This window comes from Shinella sp. WSJ-2 (genome assembly GCF_003432075.1).
Taxonomy (GTDB): Bacteria; Pseudomonadota; Alphaproteobacteria; order Rhizobiales; family Rhizobiaceae; genus Shinella.
In genome coordinates, this window is record NZ_QWBU01000021.1 from 1 (window position 1) to 14,462 (window position 14,462).

The following is a 14,462-nucleotide window of genomic DNA, read 5'->3' on the forward strand; positions in this document are numbered from 1 at the left end:
AGTTCTTTGCCAAGAACAATGCGGTGGAAGAACTGGATTCCGTTGCTCAGGCGCGGGATGCCAAGACCCTCAGGCTGCGAGAGGCACGTCTTGCCAAGGAGTTAGCCGACCGCATGTCGGCGACATCAAATCTCATCGCAAAACGCGCCAAGTCGTGCTGATCGCCACACCACTCGCTATCGGGATAAGAATGAAGAACGTCAGAAACAACGAAGTCGCCGACCGCCGCTCCTCATCCGCTGAGGCTAAAGCGGCTCTGCTCAATGCCTACCGTGCGGCAAAGACCGCGACAGAACCCGCTAGGATCGCGAGGCAGGCGGAACGTGCAGCCATTGCCAACGCGCGTGAAGAACGCCGTGTTGAACGCGAGCGCATGAAGCTTGAAGAGCAGGCTCGTATCGAGACCGAGGCGGCGGAGCGGCAGGCCGCCGCTGAGGCCGCGGTGGCCGCTGAAGCCGAAGCGCGGGAGAGCGCCGAAAAAGCCCGGATAGCGAGGGTGATCGACGATGAGGCGCTGCGAAAGGCCGAGCGCGACAGGCGTTACGCCAACCGCAAGGCAAGGAAAGCCTAGTTCTTGGTTCGTACCGACCTAACCATGACGCCGTCATGTAGGGGTCTAATCACAGGAGGGAGCCCTAAATGGCACTGAACATGAACGAGCTGCAGGCGATCAACACGGCATGGCAAATCGCAATCCAGGAAATCCTGCGCATGGTCATTCGTGACATGTACCACGCTGGTGGCGAGACAAAGTTCAAGGCACATATCAAACGCATCGAAGAGGCCGCCGTCGACAGCATCTATACCGATCTGAGACTTCGAGGGACCAACGAGTGGACCGAGGTGCTCGTCAAGGAGAGGGCGAGCAATTTCGTGACGACGTTGCTGACTTCTTTCACCTACGATCGAGCCTGACTGCCAACTTGCAAAGAGATTTGGCCGGGGTTTGCACCGAGAGTGGCTGTGATGCACATGTTCTGACGTGTAAATCCGCCGCCAATCGAGCTCAGATGCACCTCGTATCCTCAAGCCACTCCAAGGCTGATCTGCAAAGACCTTGGTCTGAAAGCAGCGTCCTTTCCTTGGCAGATTGGGGAGGTCCTTTAGCTGCGGCAGATTCGTCGACGCTAACGAGCTGACATTTGGTCGGATCAAGAGTTCGAATCCCATCAAGAGCTTATGCCACGTGTCCGCAGCAGCTTGGTGGCTGATGCTCCACGTCGAATATCAGAGGATCGCTCGTCTTCCGGCGGCGGCCCTCCGCAGGTGCTCTCGGAAGAGGGTGCGGAAATCCCGAAACCTTACAAAGCCAAGCGCTTTCGTGAGGCGTATCACGGTCGAAGGCGAGACGGCGAATAGGGCGGCGACAGAGCTTGCTGTCCCGAACGCGATCACCTCTGGCCGCTCGAAGGCAACGCGCGCGATGCGATGATGATGATCGGAGAGGGCAATTAATCGGCTCGCGATCGCCGATTTGAGGGCGGCCAAGTCGCGTGGTTGTTCCATGACCGCCCCCGAAGACTTACGCGATCGAGACGACGGTCTTGGTCTTGACCGACTCGATGCAGGCCAGAGCGACGGCAAGCGCGTTGCGTGCATCAGCGCCACTTGGCGAGCCGGAGATATCCCCGCTGCGGATCGTGCGGACAAACGACGCCAGCTGCGCCGTGTAGCCGTGGATGAAGTGGTCGGTGTCGCGGCGCCACGTGTCATTCGAAACGCCCTCGGCGTCGAAGAGCGTCATGCTTGAGCGACGGACATCACCCATCGTCACCATGCCGCCGGAGCCAAACACTTCGCCCCGGATATCGTAGCCATAGAGAGCGGAGAAGTTCGCCTCCGCAACGGCGACGGAGCCGTTGTCGAAGCGGATGGTGACGACGGCGGTGTCGAGGAAGCCCTTGCTACGGGAGTCTGGACGCACGAGCGCGTCTGCTGCGGCGTAGACTTCGACCGGACGTGCACCGGGATTAAGCCACAGCAGCGTGTCGAAGTCGTGGATCAGCGTCTCGTAAAAGATTGTCCAGAGCGGGATCTTGTCGGGGTCAGCGCCAAAGGGCCCTGGATCGCGCGTCAGCGAGCGGATCAGCTGCGGCGTGCCGATCTTGCCGGCATCGATGGCGGCGCGACCTTCTGCAAAGGCCTGGTCCCAGCGACGGTTAAAGCCGACCTGGAGCGGAACTCCGGCCGCTCTTGCCGCGGCGACGGCGCGATCCGCCTCCTCCAGAGTGAGGGCCATTGGCTTTTCACAGAAAATGGCCTTGCCCGCTTCGGCAGCCTGAACGAGCACGTTGGTGTGGAAGCGGGCAGGCGTCGCAATGATTACTCCATCGAGGCCGGGATGGGCGAGAAAGTCGGCAATGTCCGTGTAGACTGCGTCCACGTCGAGTTTTTCCGCGAGTTTCGAGGCTGCGCCGGGTGCCGGATCTGCGATGGCGACGAGATCGGCGTCGACGAGGCGGCGCGCAACGGTTTCACCGTGGAAGGAGCCGATACGGCCGGCGCCGATGAGACCGATGGAAAGGGGTTTTGTCTTGGGCATGGGCTTGTCCTGTGCTTGGCAAGAGGTCAGAGGGTGAAGGCGGCGCGGAAGGCGTCGAGGGCGGCATCGGAATCACCCGCCGCCCAGGCCTCGAGGCCGATAGGGCCGCAGTAGCCCATCGCCGTGAGTGCCTTGGCGATGCCTGGCCAGTTGACCTCGCCAGTTCCCGGTTCGCAGCGACCGGGAACGTCGGCCACCTGGATTTCGCCGATCCAGGGAAGGCATTTGCGGCAGAGCTCAATGAGATTTCCTTCGCCGATCTGCGCATGGTAGAGGTCTAGATTGAGCCGCAAGCGCGGGTGGTCGATGCTGGAGACGAGGGCTAGCGTTTCCTCGGCGCGGCCGAAGGGCACGCCCGGATGATCGACCGGCAGGTTGAGGTTTTCGAGCGTGAAGGTTACGTCTTCTGCTTCCGCCAGATCGACGATGCGGCGGAGCGTGTCGCGAGCCTTCAACCACATCGCGCCGGTGACGACCTCGATCGGCCGCACGGGCAGGCCGCGGTCGCCGAGGCCCGTGCCATGCAGGTTGAGGCGCTGGACGCCGAGGCGCTTGCCGACCTTGGCCGTCTCGCGGGCGGTGCGAAGCAATTCCGCGGCGCCTTCGTCGTCGGTAAGGCGGCCAGTGAGATAGCCGTTCATGATGGTGAAGGTCGCGCCTGTCGCTTCCAGCTTCGCCAGGTCATGCTCCGGCCAGTTCCAGAGGCCGACGCCGAAGCCACGTTCCTTGAGGCGGGAAGCGCGCCATTCGATCGGCTTGTCGCGCCAGAGCATTTCGGCGCAGGCAGCAAGTGGGAAGGGGGAGGTTTTATCGTGCCCGGCCATGCCGAACTCCTGTTTTTGGGTGAGCGAAAGGGTCGGCCGGTCCGATGGGCCGGCCGCTGATTACCATGAGGGAAGGGGCGTCAGATCGTCCCGCCGAGTTCTTCCGAAAGGGATTGCAGCTCTTTGCCGCCGGCCATCAGATTCTGCAGCGCGTCGATACCAATCCCGTCTTTGCTGTAGCTGCCGAGCGTCTTGCCGCGGTTGAGCACCGTAAAGCGGTCGCCGACGGCATAGGCATGGCGGACATTGTGGGTGATGAAGATCACACCGAGGCCCTTGGCGCGGACCTGACTGATATACTTCAGCACCATGGAGGTTTGCGCGACCCCGAGGGCGGAGGTCGGTTCGTCGAGGATCAGCACCTTGGCGCCAAAATAGACGGCGCGGGCAATGGCGACGCACTGGCGCTCGCCGCCCGACAGCGTGCCGACGGCCTGCTGCGGGTCGCGCACGTCGATGCCGATCCGGTGCATCTCGTCACGCGTCACGCTATCGGCAAAACCCATGTCGATACGCTTGAACGGACCGAAGCCGACCTTCGGTTCCCGACCCATGAAGAAATTGCGCGTCACCGACATCAGTGGGATCATCGCAAGGTCCTGGTAGACCGTCGCGATGCCGGCGTCGAGCGCATCGCGCGGGCCGGAAAAGAGGCGCTGTTGGCCCTCAACCAGGAAATCGCCTGACGTCGGCTTGTGCACGCCGGCAAGCGTGTTGATGAGGGTGGACTTGCCGGCGCCGTTGTCGCCGAGGAGGCAGAGCACCTCATTGGCGTGGACCTTCATCGACACGCCGTTCAGCGCGATGACCGGTCCGAAATGCTTGACGAGGTTCTTGACCTCGACGAGGGGTGTCTTCTCGCTCATCAGCGTTCTCCCGTCACGCGCTTGCGGATGACATTGTTGAAGATGACCGCGATCAGCAGCATGCCGCCGAGGAAGACGAGGTACCAATCCTGATCGATGGAGGTGTAAGTGAGGCCGATCAGCACCATGCCGAAGACAATGGAGCCGAAGAAGGCGCCGATGGCGGAGCCGTAGCCGCCCGTCAGCAGGCATCCGCCGATGACGGCCGCGATGATCGCCTCGAATTCCTTCTGGAAGCCGCGGCGGGCGTCCGTCGAGCCGGCGTCGAGCACGGTGAGGATCGCGACAAGCGTGGCGCAAAGCGCGGTAACGATGAAAAGGATCGTTTTCACGCGGGCGACCGGCACTGCGGATTTGCGGGCGGCGCGCGGATCGCCACCGGCAGCAAAGATCCAGTTGCCGAACTGTGTGCGCAGGAGAACCCATGTGGCGACGAGCGCGATGGCGATGAACCAGAGGATCTCGACGGGGATGCCCGGGACTTTCGGCGTGCCGTTCGGGAAGGTGTCGACGATGCCCATCTCGGCAAGCGCGGTGAAGAGGCCGGGGAAGGCATCGCCGGAAAAGAGAGGAGCCAAGGGGCTGCCCGCGGCGGCTTCCTTCATGCCGCGAAGCTGGGTTGCCCCGCCGCTCGCCCACTTCAGTCCGACCAGCGTCAACCCGCGCAGGATGAAGAGGAAGGCAAGGGTAACGATGAAGGAGGGCAGGCCGGTACGCATGGTAAGCTGGGCGTTGATGACGCCGATGAAGACCGCGAAGGCGACTGCGACCAGGATGGAAACGCTGAGCGGCACCTGCCAGACGACGAGGGCCGTGCCGAAGACGAGGCCGGCAAAGGCGATCATCGAACCGATCGACAGGTCGAACTCGCCGCCGATCATCAAAAGCGCGGCGCCGACGGCGAGAATGCCGAGTTGTGCGGCGGGCGCCATGAAATTCATGATGCCGGCGAGCGTGAACATGGCAGGGTTCGCGGTCAATGCGAAGAAGAGGGTGACGAGCACGAGGCCGGCAACGGCCCCCAATTCCGGGCGGCGCAGAAGGGCGGTCAGCGTCGATACCTTCTTCAGCCGTTCATCGCGCGCCACGGTGACAGCGCTGTTTTGATCATTGGCGAGGGACATGGCTTGGTCCTTGATGGCTTGCGGTCTCCCGCGACGGCGGCAGGACACCTGCGGAACGGCGCGCGTTTGCGCGTGAGGAAATCCAGGATGTGGCCCCCGCCGGGAGCAGGGGCCACCGGGCACCGACTAGCGGATACCCTGGGAGGACTTTTCGATGACCGAAGCGGCGGCATCTTTTTCGACGAAGCTCGGGCCGGAGGCGACATTGCCGGCCGGGATCGTGCCGTAGCGGGCATTGAGTGCCAGGAAGGTCACCGGCAGGTAGCCCTGGAGGTAAGGCTGCTGGTCGACCGCGAACAGCGCCTTGCCGTCTGCGACTGCCTGGAGGAAGCCTGCCGAGAGATCGTAGGAGGCGACCTTCACCTTGTCGCCGACGCCCATCTTCTCGACCACCGCAACGGCGCGCTCGCCGACGAGCGGAGCAGAGAGGCCGAGAACCAGGTCAATGGAGCTGTCCGACGTCAGCGCCGCCTGGATCTTGGCCTCGATTTCGCTCGGGTCCGTCGTTGTCGGCAGCACGGTAACCTTGCCGTCGGCAAAACCTTCCGCCGTGCCGGCGCAACGCTGGTCGAGCGCGGCGTTGCCGACTTCCTGGTTGACGCAGAGCACATGCTTCAGGCCGAGCGACTTCAGCTTCTCGCCGACCTTGATGCCGGCGGGATGTTCGTCTTGGCCGACATGCAACCTGATGCCGAGTTTCTCGGCGGCGGCGATGCCGGAGTTCATGGAGATGACCGGGATGCCGGCGGCAACTGCCTTTTCGATCGCCGGGCCGAGCGCATCGGGGTCGGGGTTGGAGATGACGATGCCGGCCGGGTTCTGGTTTACGGCCGCCTCGATGAGCTGGGCCATCGCCACCATGTCAAAAGTTTCCGGCGCGCGGTAATCGACAACGACATTGCTGTCCTTGCCGGCCTGCGTGATGCCGTTCTTGACGATCGACCAGAACGGGTCGGACGCCTGGCCGTGCGTGACGGCGATGATCGTGGGCTGGTCTTCGGCCTTCACGCCGACGGACCATGACGTGGCGATGCCGACGGCCACGAGACCAAAACCGAGCTTCTTCAAAAGAGACTTCATATTTTCCTCCTCCGAGCCGCTCACTCCCTGAGCGGCAAAAACGAATGCTACCGGGTGCAAAGTTACTTGCTACCGGGTGCAAGCGAGTGCATAGTATCCCCAAATGCGGTAAAAGCAAGCATTCATTTCGTCGGATGGCGAAAATGGAATGTTTGTTTCATTTCGGGGGCAGGACATGCGCAAGCGAGCGACGGCAAAAGAGGTGGCGGATGCCGCGGGAGTTTCCAAATGGACCGTGATCCGGGCCTTCACGGAAGGGGCTTCGATCACGGAGGAAAGCAAGCGGCGCGTCATGGAAGCGGCGACAGCCCTCAACTATTCGCCGAACCTTCTCGCGCGCAGTCTGGCCAAGAACCTGACGCACCAGATCGCCGTTTTTGTCGATGACTTTGCCAATCCACAGAAGCTGCCATTTCTCGAAACCCTGACGGAGCGCTTGCAGGCTGAAGGCCTCGTGGCGATGCTGATCAACATCAACACCAACTTCGACCATGTGCACGCACTCCTGAATGCCGACCAGAGACAGGTCGACGCGGTGGTCCTGTTCGGGACAGCGTTCCGCAACGAGACCCTCAATGACAGCCGCCTCGGGCGAGGGGCGCCACCGATGTTCGTTCTGGCGCGCGACAGTCAGATCGAGGGTGTGCCGGCCGTCGTCTGCGATGCGGAGCGTGCGCTGCGGGAAATCGTCGACCATCTCCATGCACGCGGCTATCGCCGGCCGGGCTTCATGTCTGGCGCGTCCGCTCTCTCCACGGCATTGAAGCGCCGGCAGCATTTTCTGGAGGTCTGGAAGGAGAAGGGCGTCGATACCGTGGCCTCTCTCTCTGCCGAACGTTACAGCGCGCAAGCGGGCGTCGCCGCCATCCGCGCCTATATGGAAAGCACCGCGCCCGCCGACCGCATCGATGTGCTGATGTGCGAGAACGACATTCTGGCGCTCGGTGCCATGGACACGCTTCGCGGCACTTATGGCCTGCGCGTGCCGGAGGATATGGCCGTGGTCGGTTTTGACAACTACGAACTCGGTGGCGCCTTCGCCTATGGCCTCACGACCTATGAACAGCCGAAAGACGAAATGATCGATGTGATCATGGCGATGATAACCGGTCGGCAACCCGCCGAGACTGTGACGCTGTCCGGAAAACTGATCGTCCGAACCTCGACCTAATGCATTGGAGAACGCATGAACCAGAAGCCTATTGCGCTGCCAGCCGGCGTTCGTCTCGCCGTGAGTCCGTTGTCCTGGGCCAATGACGTCCTGGAGGATCTAGGTGCGAACATTTCGCTCGAGACCTGCCTCAATGACGCAGCGGAGGTAGGTTATGAAGGCGTTGAGCTCGGCCGCAAATTCCCGCGCGATCCTCAGTTGCTTCGCTCCCTGCTCGATAGTCGTGGTCTTGCTCTTGCGTCCGGGTGGCATTCCGGGCAGCTGGCAGAGCGGAGCGTGGACGTTGAAATCGCTTCGGTCGGTCCGCATGCAAACCTTCTTACCGCCATGGGATGTAAGGTGATGGTCTATGGTGAGGTGGCGATGATGCCCGCAGGCTTCCCGCTCGACGCACCGATGTCGCAGCGTCTTGTCATGCCGAAGGAGGACGTTCCCGCCTATGCTGCCCGCCTCACGGATTTTGCAAAGCGCATCGTCGGCGAATACGGCCTGACGCTTGCCTATCATCACCATCTGATGATGGTCGCAGAGACCTTTGATGAGATTTCCAGCCTTTTTGAGAAAACCGGTTCGGAGGTCGGCTTGCTGCTCGATACGGGCCACGCCGCCGCCGCTGGCTTCGACTATGCTCGACTTATCGAAAGGTTTGGCGACAGCATCGTGCACCTTCACCTGAAGGACGTCCGCGGCCCCATCCGTGAGAAGGTTAAATCCGCTGATTTGAGCTTCAATGCTGGCGTCCGGGAGGGGATGTTCACTGTGCCTGGGGATGGTGTGGTGGACTTTGCTCCGCTGGCGCGCTTCGTGCAATCGACGGGGTATACAGGTTGGCTCGTTGTCGAGGCCGAGCAAGACCCGTCGCAGACCCCGCCTCGGCAAGCGGTAACCCGTGCCAGAGACCACTTGGGAGCGGTTTTCGGCGCGGGATAACGTACAATGGCGATGGACGTCCAGCCAGGTAGTTCGCCATTTGAATCTACAACAGGCTTCCACGAGGGGCCACTACTGCACCTTGATCACGACCTTGCCCTTTGCGCGCCCCGTCTCGACATAAGTCAGCGCCTCGGGCGTCTGGTTGAAGGGGAATATCCTGTCCACTACGGGGCGCAGCACGCCGCTATCAATCAGCCCGGCGATCTCCTCCAGTTGCCGGCCATCAGCACGCATGAACAGGAAGGAATAATGCACGCCGAGGCGTTTTGCCTTCCTGCGAACGCGGTGGCTGAGCAGGCGAATAACCAGCTTTAGGATCGGGTTCAGCCCGAGGGCTTCGGCGAAGGCCGGGTCCGGCGGGCCAGAAATGGAGACGAGGTGGCCGCCCGGCTTCAGGACGTTCAGAGATTTCGAAAGCGTCTTTCCATCCTGGCTGTTCAGCACGACGTCGTAGCCGGAGAGAACCTTTTCGAAATCCTGGCTCGTATAGTCGATCACCACATCCGCGCCGAGGCTTTTGACGAGAGCAGCGTTCTTCGCGCTCGTCGTGGTTGCGACTGTCGCGCCCAAATGCTTGGCAAGCTGGATGGCGATCGTCCCGACGCCGCCGGAGCCCGCCTGAATGAAGACTTTCTGGCCAGGCTTCACCTTGGCAATATCGACAAGCGCTTGCCACGCCGTCAGCGCGACCAGCGGGATGGACGCCGCGTCTTCCATCGTCAGCGTTCGGGGTTTCATCGCGACATCGTCTTCGTGGATGGCGATGAGCTCCGCGAACGTGCCGACGCGGTGATCCCTCGGCCGTGCATAGATCTCATCGCCGACTTTGAAGCGGGTGACGCCCGGGCCGACCTTGACGATAGTTCCGGCAACATCGTGTCCAAGCACGAAGGGTGGGCGGTAGGGCAGGAATATCTTGAAGTCGCCATCCCGGACCTTCGAGTCGAGCAGGTTGACGGCAGTGGCATGGATGCGCACAAGGACGTCGTTAGTCTGGACCTGCGGATCCGGCCGTTCGGTGAGGCGCAATCCGCCCTTCTTCTCGTACTTCTCGACGACGTAAGCTTTCACTGAGAATCTCCGGTCTTTGGTGCTCCTTGCATGGCAAGGTCTTGAATTGGTTTTGCGGTCTAGGCAGATGACGCCGCACAGCATCATCCGCAAGGGAACGTGCTCTCCCGTGCATTTATGCCAAGGAAGCGGATGCGGGCGTATGACCGTACAGGACGCGTATCGCGTTCTTTCCAGCCTCCAGAATACGGCCGGACGCATCTGCGTTCACCGCGCGCGCCAGCTGGAGCGTTCCGATAAGGGTCGCAAAGATTGCGCATGCCACATCTTCCCTCGCTTCGACATGGTCCGGAAGGGCGTCGGCGAGCAGGAGCACCAGAGTGCGGGATTGTTCCGCATACACGCGGCGCGTCTCCTCAGATTGGCGCGCAAGCTCCGGCAGCAGTGCTGCAGATGCGCAACCCAGTCCCGGGTTGTCCCGATGTTCCGTCGAGAGATAGATGTCGATCACGCGATCAATTCCCCCTTCGTCCAGCACTTCGCGCAGCCATAAGGCTTGCTTGCTCAGGGCGTCGGACAAGGTGTCCCGGACGAGATCGGCCTTCGAGGGAAAATGGGGATAGAAAGCGCCGTTCGTCAGGCCGGCATCCTTCATGATTGTCGCAAGGCCCGAGGCCGCAATTCCATCCGTGCGGAAGCGCTCGACAGCGACATCCATGATTCTGCGGCGCGACGCATCTTTTCGGCCTTTTTCATATCGCATGCGCTTCTCCAATTCGCTATTGAATTACGATCATAATAACATTAAGTGAGCGTAATGCAATTGACCTCCGGAACTGAAATCCGGGACGTTCACCTGAGGTAAAAACATGGACGCCGTAAGAACCGCAATCGTGACCGGGGCATCGTCCGGCATTGGCTACGCAACCGCCGAAGGCCTTGTCCGAGCGGGTTTCACCGTTTTCGGAACGAGCCGGAAAATTGCCAACGACGGCCCTAAGGGTGTAATAATGCTGGCATGCGACGTGACCGACGAGGCGTCCGTATCGGCGCTGGTCGCTGATGTTGTCTCCAAGGCGGGAAAGATCGACCTTCTCGTCAACAACGCCGGCATCGGGATGTTCGGCGGTGCAGAGGAGTCTTCAATCGCGCAGTCGCAGGCCCTTTTCGACGTCAATGTTTTCGGGGTCATGCGGATGACGAACGCCGTTCTGCCGGTGATGAAAAGCCGGGGCGGCGGCCGCATCGTCAACATTGGCTCCATCCTCGGCGTCATCCCAGCACCGTATTCGGCGCATTACTCCGCCGCCAAGCATGCGATCGAGGGCTATTCGGAATCACTTGATCACGAAGTCCGGGCTTTCAATATCCGCGTCTCCGTCATCGAACCCGCATACGTCCGCACGGTGTTCGATCAGAACGGCAAGGACATTGAAATGGCGGCGAAAAGACACAAGGCCGAAGAGATCGTCACGAAGCTTCGTCAGGTTGACGTGCTGAATTCACAGGGAAAATCGATGGCGGAAGCGATCCGGTCGATAGGCGTGACAGAAGTTACATACTACCGGTGGCGGTCTGAGTACGGCGGCTTGAAAGGCGACCAGGTTAAGCGACTGAGGGAACTGGAGGCAGAGAATGCCCGGCTCCGGCGAGCCGTTTCCGACCTTACCCTGGACAAGATGATTTTGGCCGAAGCCGCGAAGGGAAACTTCTAAGCCCCGCTCGCCGCCGCGCTTGCGTTGACTATGTGATCGATGAACTGAAGGTATCCGAGAGACGGGCGTGCCGAGTTCTGGGTCAGCATCGTTCCACGCAGCGCAAGATCGCAAAGACTGCGGATGATGAAGCGGTGTTGACCGCAAACACCACGGCGCTCGCCCTCCAGTATGGCCGCTATGGCTATCGTCGCATCACGGCGATGCTGCACACGTTCCGGTTGCAGGCGCCGATCTCAAGATTCCGGGATATTTTCCCGGAAGATGACCTGAAGTCGCGGCGGGTGGTGCTCGAATTTCCGGCCGAGGATGGTGTTCTTCAGGACGGAGATCGCTTCGCGCGCTTCCACCCGCGGGTTCTGGTCGATGACGGCATCGATGGTGCCGTCGAGAAGGAAGCGCTTGGTGCTCTCGGTCAGTTCGTGGCCGACGAAGATGACGCAGGAGGCCATGCCGGCCTCCTGCAAGGCCTGCCCGATGCCGGCATTGCCGGCGCCGATATTGTAGATGCCGGAGAGATCGGGGTGGCGCTTGAAGAGCGCGACCGCTTCCTCGTAGGCGCGCTGCCGGTCGTCGCGGACTTCGCGCAGTTCCACGATGTCGAGATCGCGGAACTCTTCCATGATGACATGGCGGAAGCCCATCTCGCGTTCCTCGTGGCCGCGATAGGAAAGCGAGCCGGCAAACAGCGCGATTTTGCGCTTGACGCCGCCACCCAGGAAGCGACCGAGCAGATAGCCGGCAAGCCGGCCTGCCGCGCGGTTGTCGATGCCGACATAGCCGGCACGGGGAACATGCAGGATGTCGGAGGCGAGCGTGACGATCGGCACGCCGGACAGCGAGAGCGCCCGCATGGCCTCGCGCACCGTCGGATGGTCAAGCGCGATGACACCGACGCCCTGCGTCACGCCGACCAGAGCATGCAGCGTTCGGGCAAGCGTATCTGGATTGAAGCCTTCGATGGACTGAATGCGGATGTCGAGGTCGTCCTGCATGGCGCCCTGATTGACGATCTGCGTGAGCAGGTTTGCGATGAATGTGTTGGTGCCCGCCGGCAGCACGAAATCGAGCCGGACCTTTCCGGATGTCTCCGCTGCTTCCGAAAACGGCGTGGCGAGATAGCCGAGTTTTCGGGCGGTCTCCAGCACGGCATCGCGGGTTCTTTCCCGCACGCCCCGGCGGTTGTTGATGACCCTGTCAACCGTCGCCGGCGAGACCCCGGCTTCACGGGCAATGTCGATCAATGTTGAACGCAAGGCGTGTCCTTTCACGAAATGATGGGAAATGATGTATTCCTCTGCGGTCCAAATACAAGGTGGTGCGCATAATCCAGGCGCCTTTTCCTCAGAAAACCGCGGGAGCGATGCAGAAGATCCCATCATTTGCCGTCAGTTGGTGATGACTTCAGTCGGTCAATACGTAAACACAGCCGATAAAAGATGTAATATGATTGATGTTGATGTTGACACACATCATTGCGGTCGCCATTACTCATCACGCTGAAGGGTGAGGAGACCTCTCGGCGTGGAGGAGAACATCAATGAGCGAGATTCTGACGGTCTCGCGCCGCGGCCTTTTGGCAGCCGGCGCGAAGACATTTGCATTGACTGCTGCCATCGGCATCGCACCGCAGTTCATCCGTCCGGGCCGGGCCTTCGCGGCCGACGCGCTCGCGCCGGGTATGATCGGCGGCCCGACCGGTTTCGAGGGCGCTGAGCGCTACCAGTACGGTCCCGACACGCCCGAAGGACGGGCCGTCGAGGCCGCCAAGGCGCTGAAGGCCGCCGGTAAGGCGCCGGCGCGGATCGTGCTCGGCCTGTCCGACGGTTCGATCGGCCAGCTGACGCAGGCCTTCCCCGCCGGCGCGCCGTCCATCAAGGAGCTTTGGGAGAAGGAAACCGGCATCACGCTCGACATCGTCGGCGTGCCGAACGGCCAGGAATTCACCAAGGCGATGCAGGACATCTCCACCAAGGGCGGGGCGTTCGACATCTATGCGGTGGAATGGAACCGCCTGGGCGATCTCGCCGAGACGGCCGGCATCGTCATGCTCGACGACTATGTCGCCACCCACAAGCCGGAATGGGACGATCCGGAGCGCGGTTACGTCAACGGCGCAAAGGGCGTGTCGCTGCTCAACCAGTATCGCGGCTCGACCTATGGCGTGTCGCTCGACGGTGATTTCCAGACCTGGAACTACCGCACCGACCTGTTCAAAGACGAGACCGAGAAAAAGGCTTTCTCCGACAAATACGGCTATGCGCTCGCGCCGCCGCGCACCTGGAAGGAGCATGCCGATGTCGCGGCCTTCTTCCACCGCCCGGACAAGGGCCTGTTCGGCTCGACGGACCTGCGCAACCAGGGCTGGGGCTATACCAACTGGTACCAGCGGTTCGTCACGATGGGCTCGCCCAACCAGTTCCTGTTCGGCGACGACGGCAAGGCACTGATCAATTCTGAAGCGGGCTATCTCGCCACGCAGGAATATGTTGAATCGCTCAGCCACCATTCGCCGGATGCGATTTCCTGGGGCTGGCCGGAGCAATACGGCAATTTCGCCTCGGGTGGTGCGGCGATGACCTGCGCCTTCTCGAACTTGCCGAAGTTCCTCGACAACAAGGCGAACGAGGGGTCGAAGATCACGGGCAAGATCGGTTCCATGCTGCCGCCCGGCCGTGACGTCGGCGGCCAGCTCGTCAGCCGCTCGGTGCTCTGGCTCAACCTCTCGGCCTCGATCTCGGCGCAGAGCAAGCATCCGGAAGTCTGCTACCTGCTGCTGCAGTGGCTCGGGTCCAGCCGCATCTATTCGTGGATGACGGCCAATCCGGGCGGTTACTTCGACCCGTTCCAGCTGTCGAACTTCGCCGATCAGCTCGTGCGCCAGACCTATCACGACTACCACATGGATGTCGTGCGCGAGACGGTGGCGCGCACCGTGCCCTCGATCAACTATCCGGGTGCGACCGCTTTCCACAACGCGTTGGATGAAAACCTCATGGCGGCGCTGACCAAGGCGAAGACGCCGGAGCAGGCGATGGCCGACACCGAGAAGCAATGGCAGCGCATCGCGCGGCGCACGGGCGAGGACAAGCTGCTCGAAGCCATCAAGTCGAACAAGGAGGCCTGGCCGACGGTGCTCGATCCGCTGGCCGGCTGAGCCGACATGACCCGACCGCTGGGCGGCCTGCCCGCCCGG

General features: G+C 61.6%; 14 protein-coding genes and 2 pseudogenes. 7 read left to right on the plus strand and 9 right to left on the minus strand.

Annotated elements, in window-relative coordinates:
- Positions 1–190: 190 nt before the first annotated feature.
- Together D0Y60_RS23610 and D0Y60_RS23615 are read left to right on the plus strand one after the other, a co-directional pair.
- Positions 191–571 carry a DUF6481 family protein gene (locus D0Y60_RS23610; protein ID WP_117372462.1) on the plus strand — a complete coding sequence of 127 codons (381 nt, stop codon included), beginning with the start codon at positions 191–193 and terminating at the stop codon, positions 569–571.
- Between the two features lie 68 nt (positions 572–639).
- Positions 640–915, plus strand: a complete 276-nt coding sequence (locus D0Y60_RS23615) for a hypothetical protein (protein WP_117372427.1) — start codon at positions 640–642, stop codon at positions 913–915.
- 312 nt (positions 916–1,227) lie between these two features.
- Here the strand turns inward: D0Y60_RS23615 and D0Y60_RS23620 are convergent, their stop codons facing one another.
- The 6 genes from D0Y60_RS23620 to D0Y60_RS23645 all read right to left on the minus strand — a co-directional run bounded on the left by D0Y60_RS23620 (position 1,228) and on the right by D0Y60_RS23645 (position 6,436).
- A complete protein-coding gene (locus D0Y60_RS23620) occupies positions 1,228–1,506 on the minus strand; it encodes a MurR/RpiR family transcriptional regulator (RefSeq protein ID WP_117372428.1) in 279 nt (92 codons plus the stop codon).
- Between the two features lie 16 nt (positions 1,507–1,522).
- Positions 1,523–2,542, minus strand: coding sequence for a Gfo/Idh/MocA family oxidoreductase (locus tag D0Y60_RS23625; protein WP_117372429.1), 1,020 nt, complete (start codon positions 2,540–2,542; stop codon positions 1,523–1,525).
- 26 nt (positions 2,543–2,568) lie between these two features.
- Positions 2,569–3,366 (minus strand): hydroxypyruvate isomerase family protein, encoded by a 798-nt coding sequence (locus D0Y60_RS23630; RefSeq protein ID WP_117372430.1) that lies wholly within the window; start codon positions 3,364–3,366, stop codon positions 2,569–2,571.
- Between the two features lie 80 nt (positions 3,367–3,446).
- A complete protein-coding gene (locus D0Y60_RS23635; RefSeq protein WP_199564268.1) occupies positions 3,447–4,232 on the minus strand; it encodes an ATP-binding cassette domain-containing protein in 786 nt (261 codons plus the stop codon).
- A complete protein-coding gene (locus D0Y60_RS23640; protein ID WP_117372431.1) occupies positions 4,232–5,356 on the minus strand; it encodes an ABC transporter permease in 1,125 nt (374 codons plus the stop codon). Before D0Y60_RS23640 ends, D0Y60_RS23635 begins: the two co-directional genes overlap by 1 nt.
- Positions 5,357–5,482: 126 nt before the next feature.
- Positions 5,483–6,436, minus strand: coding sequence for a sugar ABC transporter substrate-binding protein (locus tag D0Y60_RS23645; protein ID WP_117372432.1), 954 nt, complete (start codon positions 6,434–6,436; stop codon positions 5,483–5,485).
- A gap of 175 nt (positions 6,437–6,611) precedes the next feature.
- On the opposite strand from D0Y60_RS23645, the gene D0Y60_RS23650 reads away from it, so the two are divergent.
- Both D0Y60_RS23650 and iolE read left to right on the plus strand, forming a co-directional pair.
- Complete coding sequence (locus tag D0Y60_RS23650; RefSeq protein ID WP_117372433.1) at positions 6,612–7,607, plus strand: LacI family DNA-binding transcriptional regulator; 996 nt, start codon at positions 6,612–6,614, stop codon at positions 7,605–7,607.
- Between the two features lie 15 nt (positions 7,608–7,622).
- A complete protein-coding gene (gene iolE / locus D0Y60_RS23655) occupies positions 7,623–8,537 on the plus strand; it encodes a myo-inosose-2 dehydratase (RefSeq protein WP_117372434.1) in 915 nt (304 codons plus the stop codon).
- A 72-nt stretch (positions 8,538–8,609) separates the two neighbouring features.
- Here the strand turns inward: iolE and D0Y60_RS23660 are convergent, their stop codons facing one another.
- Positions 8,610–9,611, minus strand: coding sequence for an NADP-dependent oxidoreductase (locus tag D0Y60_RS23660; protein ID WP_117372435.1), 1,002 nt, complete (start codon positions 9,609–9,611; stop codon positions 8,610–8,612).
- A 115-nt stretch (positions 9,612–9,726) separates the two neighbouring features.
- Positions 9,727–10,314 carry a TetR/AcrR family transcriptional regulator gene (locus tag D0Y60_RS23665; protein ID WP_117372436.1) on the minus strand — a complete coding sequence of 196 codons (588 nt, stop codon included), beginning with the start codon at positions 10,312–10,314 and terminating at the stop codon, positions 9,727–9,729.
- A 106-nt stretch (positions 10,315–10,420) separates the two neighbouring features.
- On the opposite strand from D0Y60_RS23665, the pseudogene D0Y60_RS24940 reads away from it, so the two are divergent.
- Together D0Y60_RS24940 and D0Y60_RS24945 are read left to right on the plus strand one after the other, a co-directional pair.
- Positions 10,421–10,960 (plus strand): annotated as a pseudogene (locus tag D0Y60_RS24940) (SDR family NAD(P)-dependent oxidoreductase); the annotation flags it as partial.
- Positions 10,961–10,987: 27 nt separating this feature from the next.
- A pseudogene (locus D0Y60_RS24945) lies at positions 10,988–11,475 on the plus strand (transposase); the annotation flags it as partial.
- Positions 11,476–11,502: 27 nt separating this feature from the next.
- On the opposite strand, the gene D0Y60_RS23675 reads toward D0Y60_RS24945, so the two are convergent.
- Positions 11,503–12,522 carry a LacI family DNA-binding transcriptional regulator gene (locus D0Y60_RS23675; RefSeq protein WP_117372437.1) on the minus strand — a complete coding sequence of 340 codons (1,020 nt, stop codon included), beginning with the start codon at positions 12,520–12,522 and terminating at the stop codon, positions 11,503–11,505.
- 284 nt (positions 12,523–12,806) lie between these two features.
- Between D0Y60_RS23675 and D0Y60_RS23680 the strand changes: the two genes are divergently transcribed.
- The gene (locus D0Y60_RS23680) at positions 12,807–14,423 is read left to right on the plus strand and encodes an extracellular solute-binding protein (RefSeq protein ID WP_117372438.1); all 1,617 of its coding nucleotides are present in this window, start codon (positions 12,807–12,809) and stop codon (positions 14,421–14,423) included.
- Positions 14,424–14,462 lie beyond the last annotated feature (39 nt).

What these genes read in the sequence shown, in the direction of transcription:
- D0Y60_RS23610 (WP_117372462.1), top strand. Translation starts at nt 191, where the DNA reads ATGAAGAACGTCAGAAACAACGAAGTCGCCGACCGCCGCTCCTCATCC.
- D0Y60_RS23635 (WP_199564268.1), bottom strand. Translation starts at nt 4,232, where the DNA reads ATGAGCGAGAAGACACCCCTCGTCGAGGTCAAGAACCTCGTCAAGCAT.
- D0Y60_RS23680 (WP_117372438.1), top strand. Translation starts at nt 12,807, where the DNA reads ATGAGCGAGATTCTGACGGTCTCGCGCCGCGGCCTTTTGGCAGCCGGC.
- D0Y60_RS23630 (WP_117372430.1), bottom strand. Translation starts at nt 3,366, where the DNA reads ATGGCCGGGCACGATAAAACCTCCCCCTTCCCACTTGCTGCCTGCGCC.
- D0Y60_RS23665 (WP_117372436.1), bottom strand. Translation starts at nt 10,314, where the DNA reads ATGCGATATGAAAAAGGCCGAAAAGATGCGTCGCGCCGCAGAATCATG.
- D0Y60_RS23620 (WP_117372428.1), bottom strand. Translation starts at nt 1,506, where the DNA reads ATGGAACAACCACGCGACTTGGCCGCCCTCAAATCGGCGATCGCGAGC.
- D0Y60_RS23640 (WP_117372431.1), bottom strand. Translation starts at nt 5,356, where the DNA reads ATGTCCCTCGCCAATGATCAAAACAGCGCTGTCACCGTGGCGCGCGAT.
- D0Y60_RS23625 (WP_117372429.1), bottom strand. Translation starts at nt 2,542, where the DNA reads ATGCCCAAGACAAAACCCCTTTCCATCGGTCTCATCGGCGCCGGCCGT.
- iolE (WP_117372434.1), top strand. Translation starts at nt 7,623, where the DNA reads ATGAACCAGAAGCCTATTGCGCTGCCAGCCGGCGTTCGTCTCGCCGTG.
- D0Y60_RS23615 (WP_117372427.1), top strand. Translation starts at nt 640, where the DNA reads ATGGCACTGAACATGAACGAGCTGCAGGCGATCAACACGGCATGGCAA.
- D0Y60_RS23645 (WP_117372432.1), bottom strand. Translation starts at nt 6,436, where the DNA reads ATGAAGTCTCTTTTGAAGAAGCTCGGTTTTGGTCTCGTGGCCGTCGGC.
- D0Y60_RS23650 (WP_117372433.1), top strand. Translation starts at nt 6,612, where the DNA reads ATGCGCAAGCGAGCGACGGCAAAAGAGGTGGCGGATGCCGCGGGAGTT.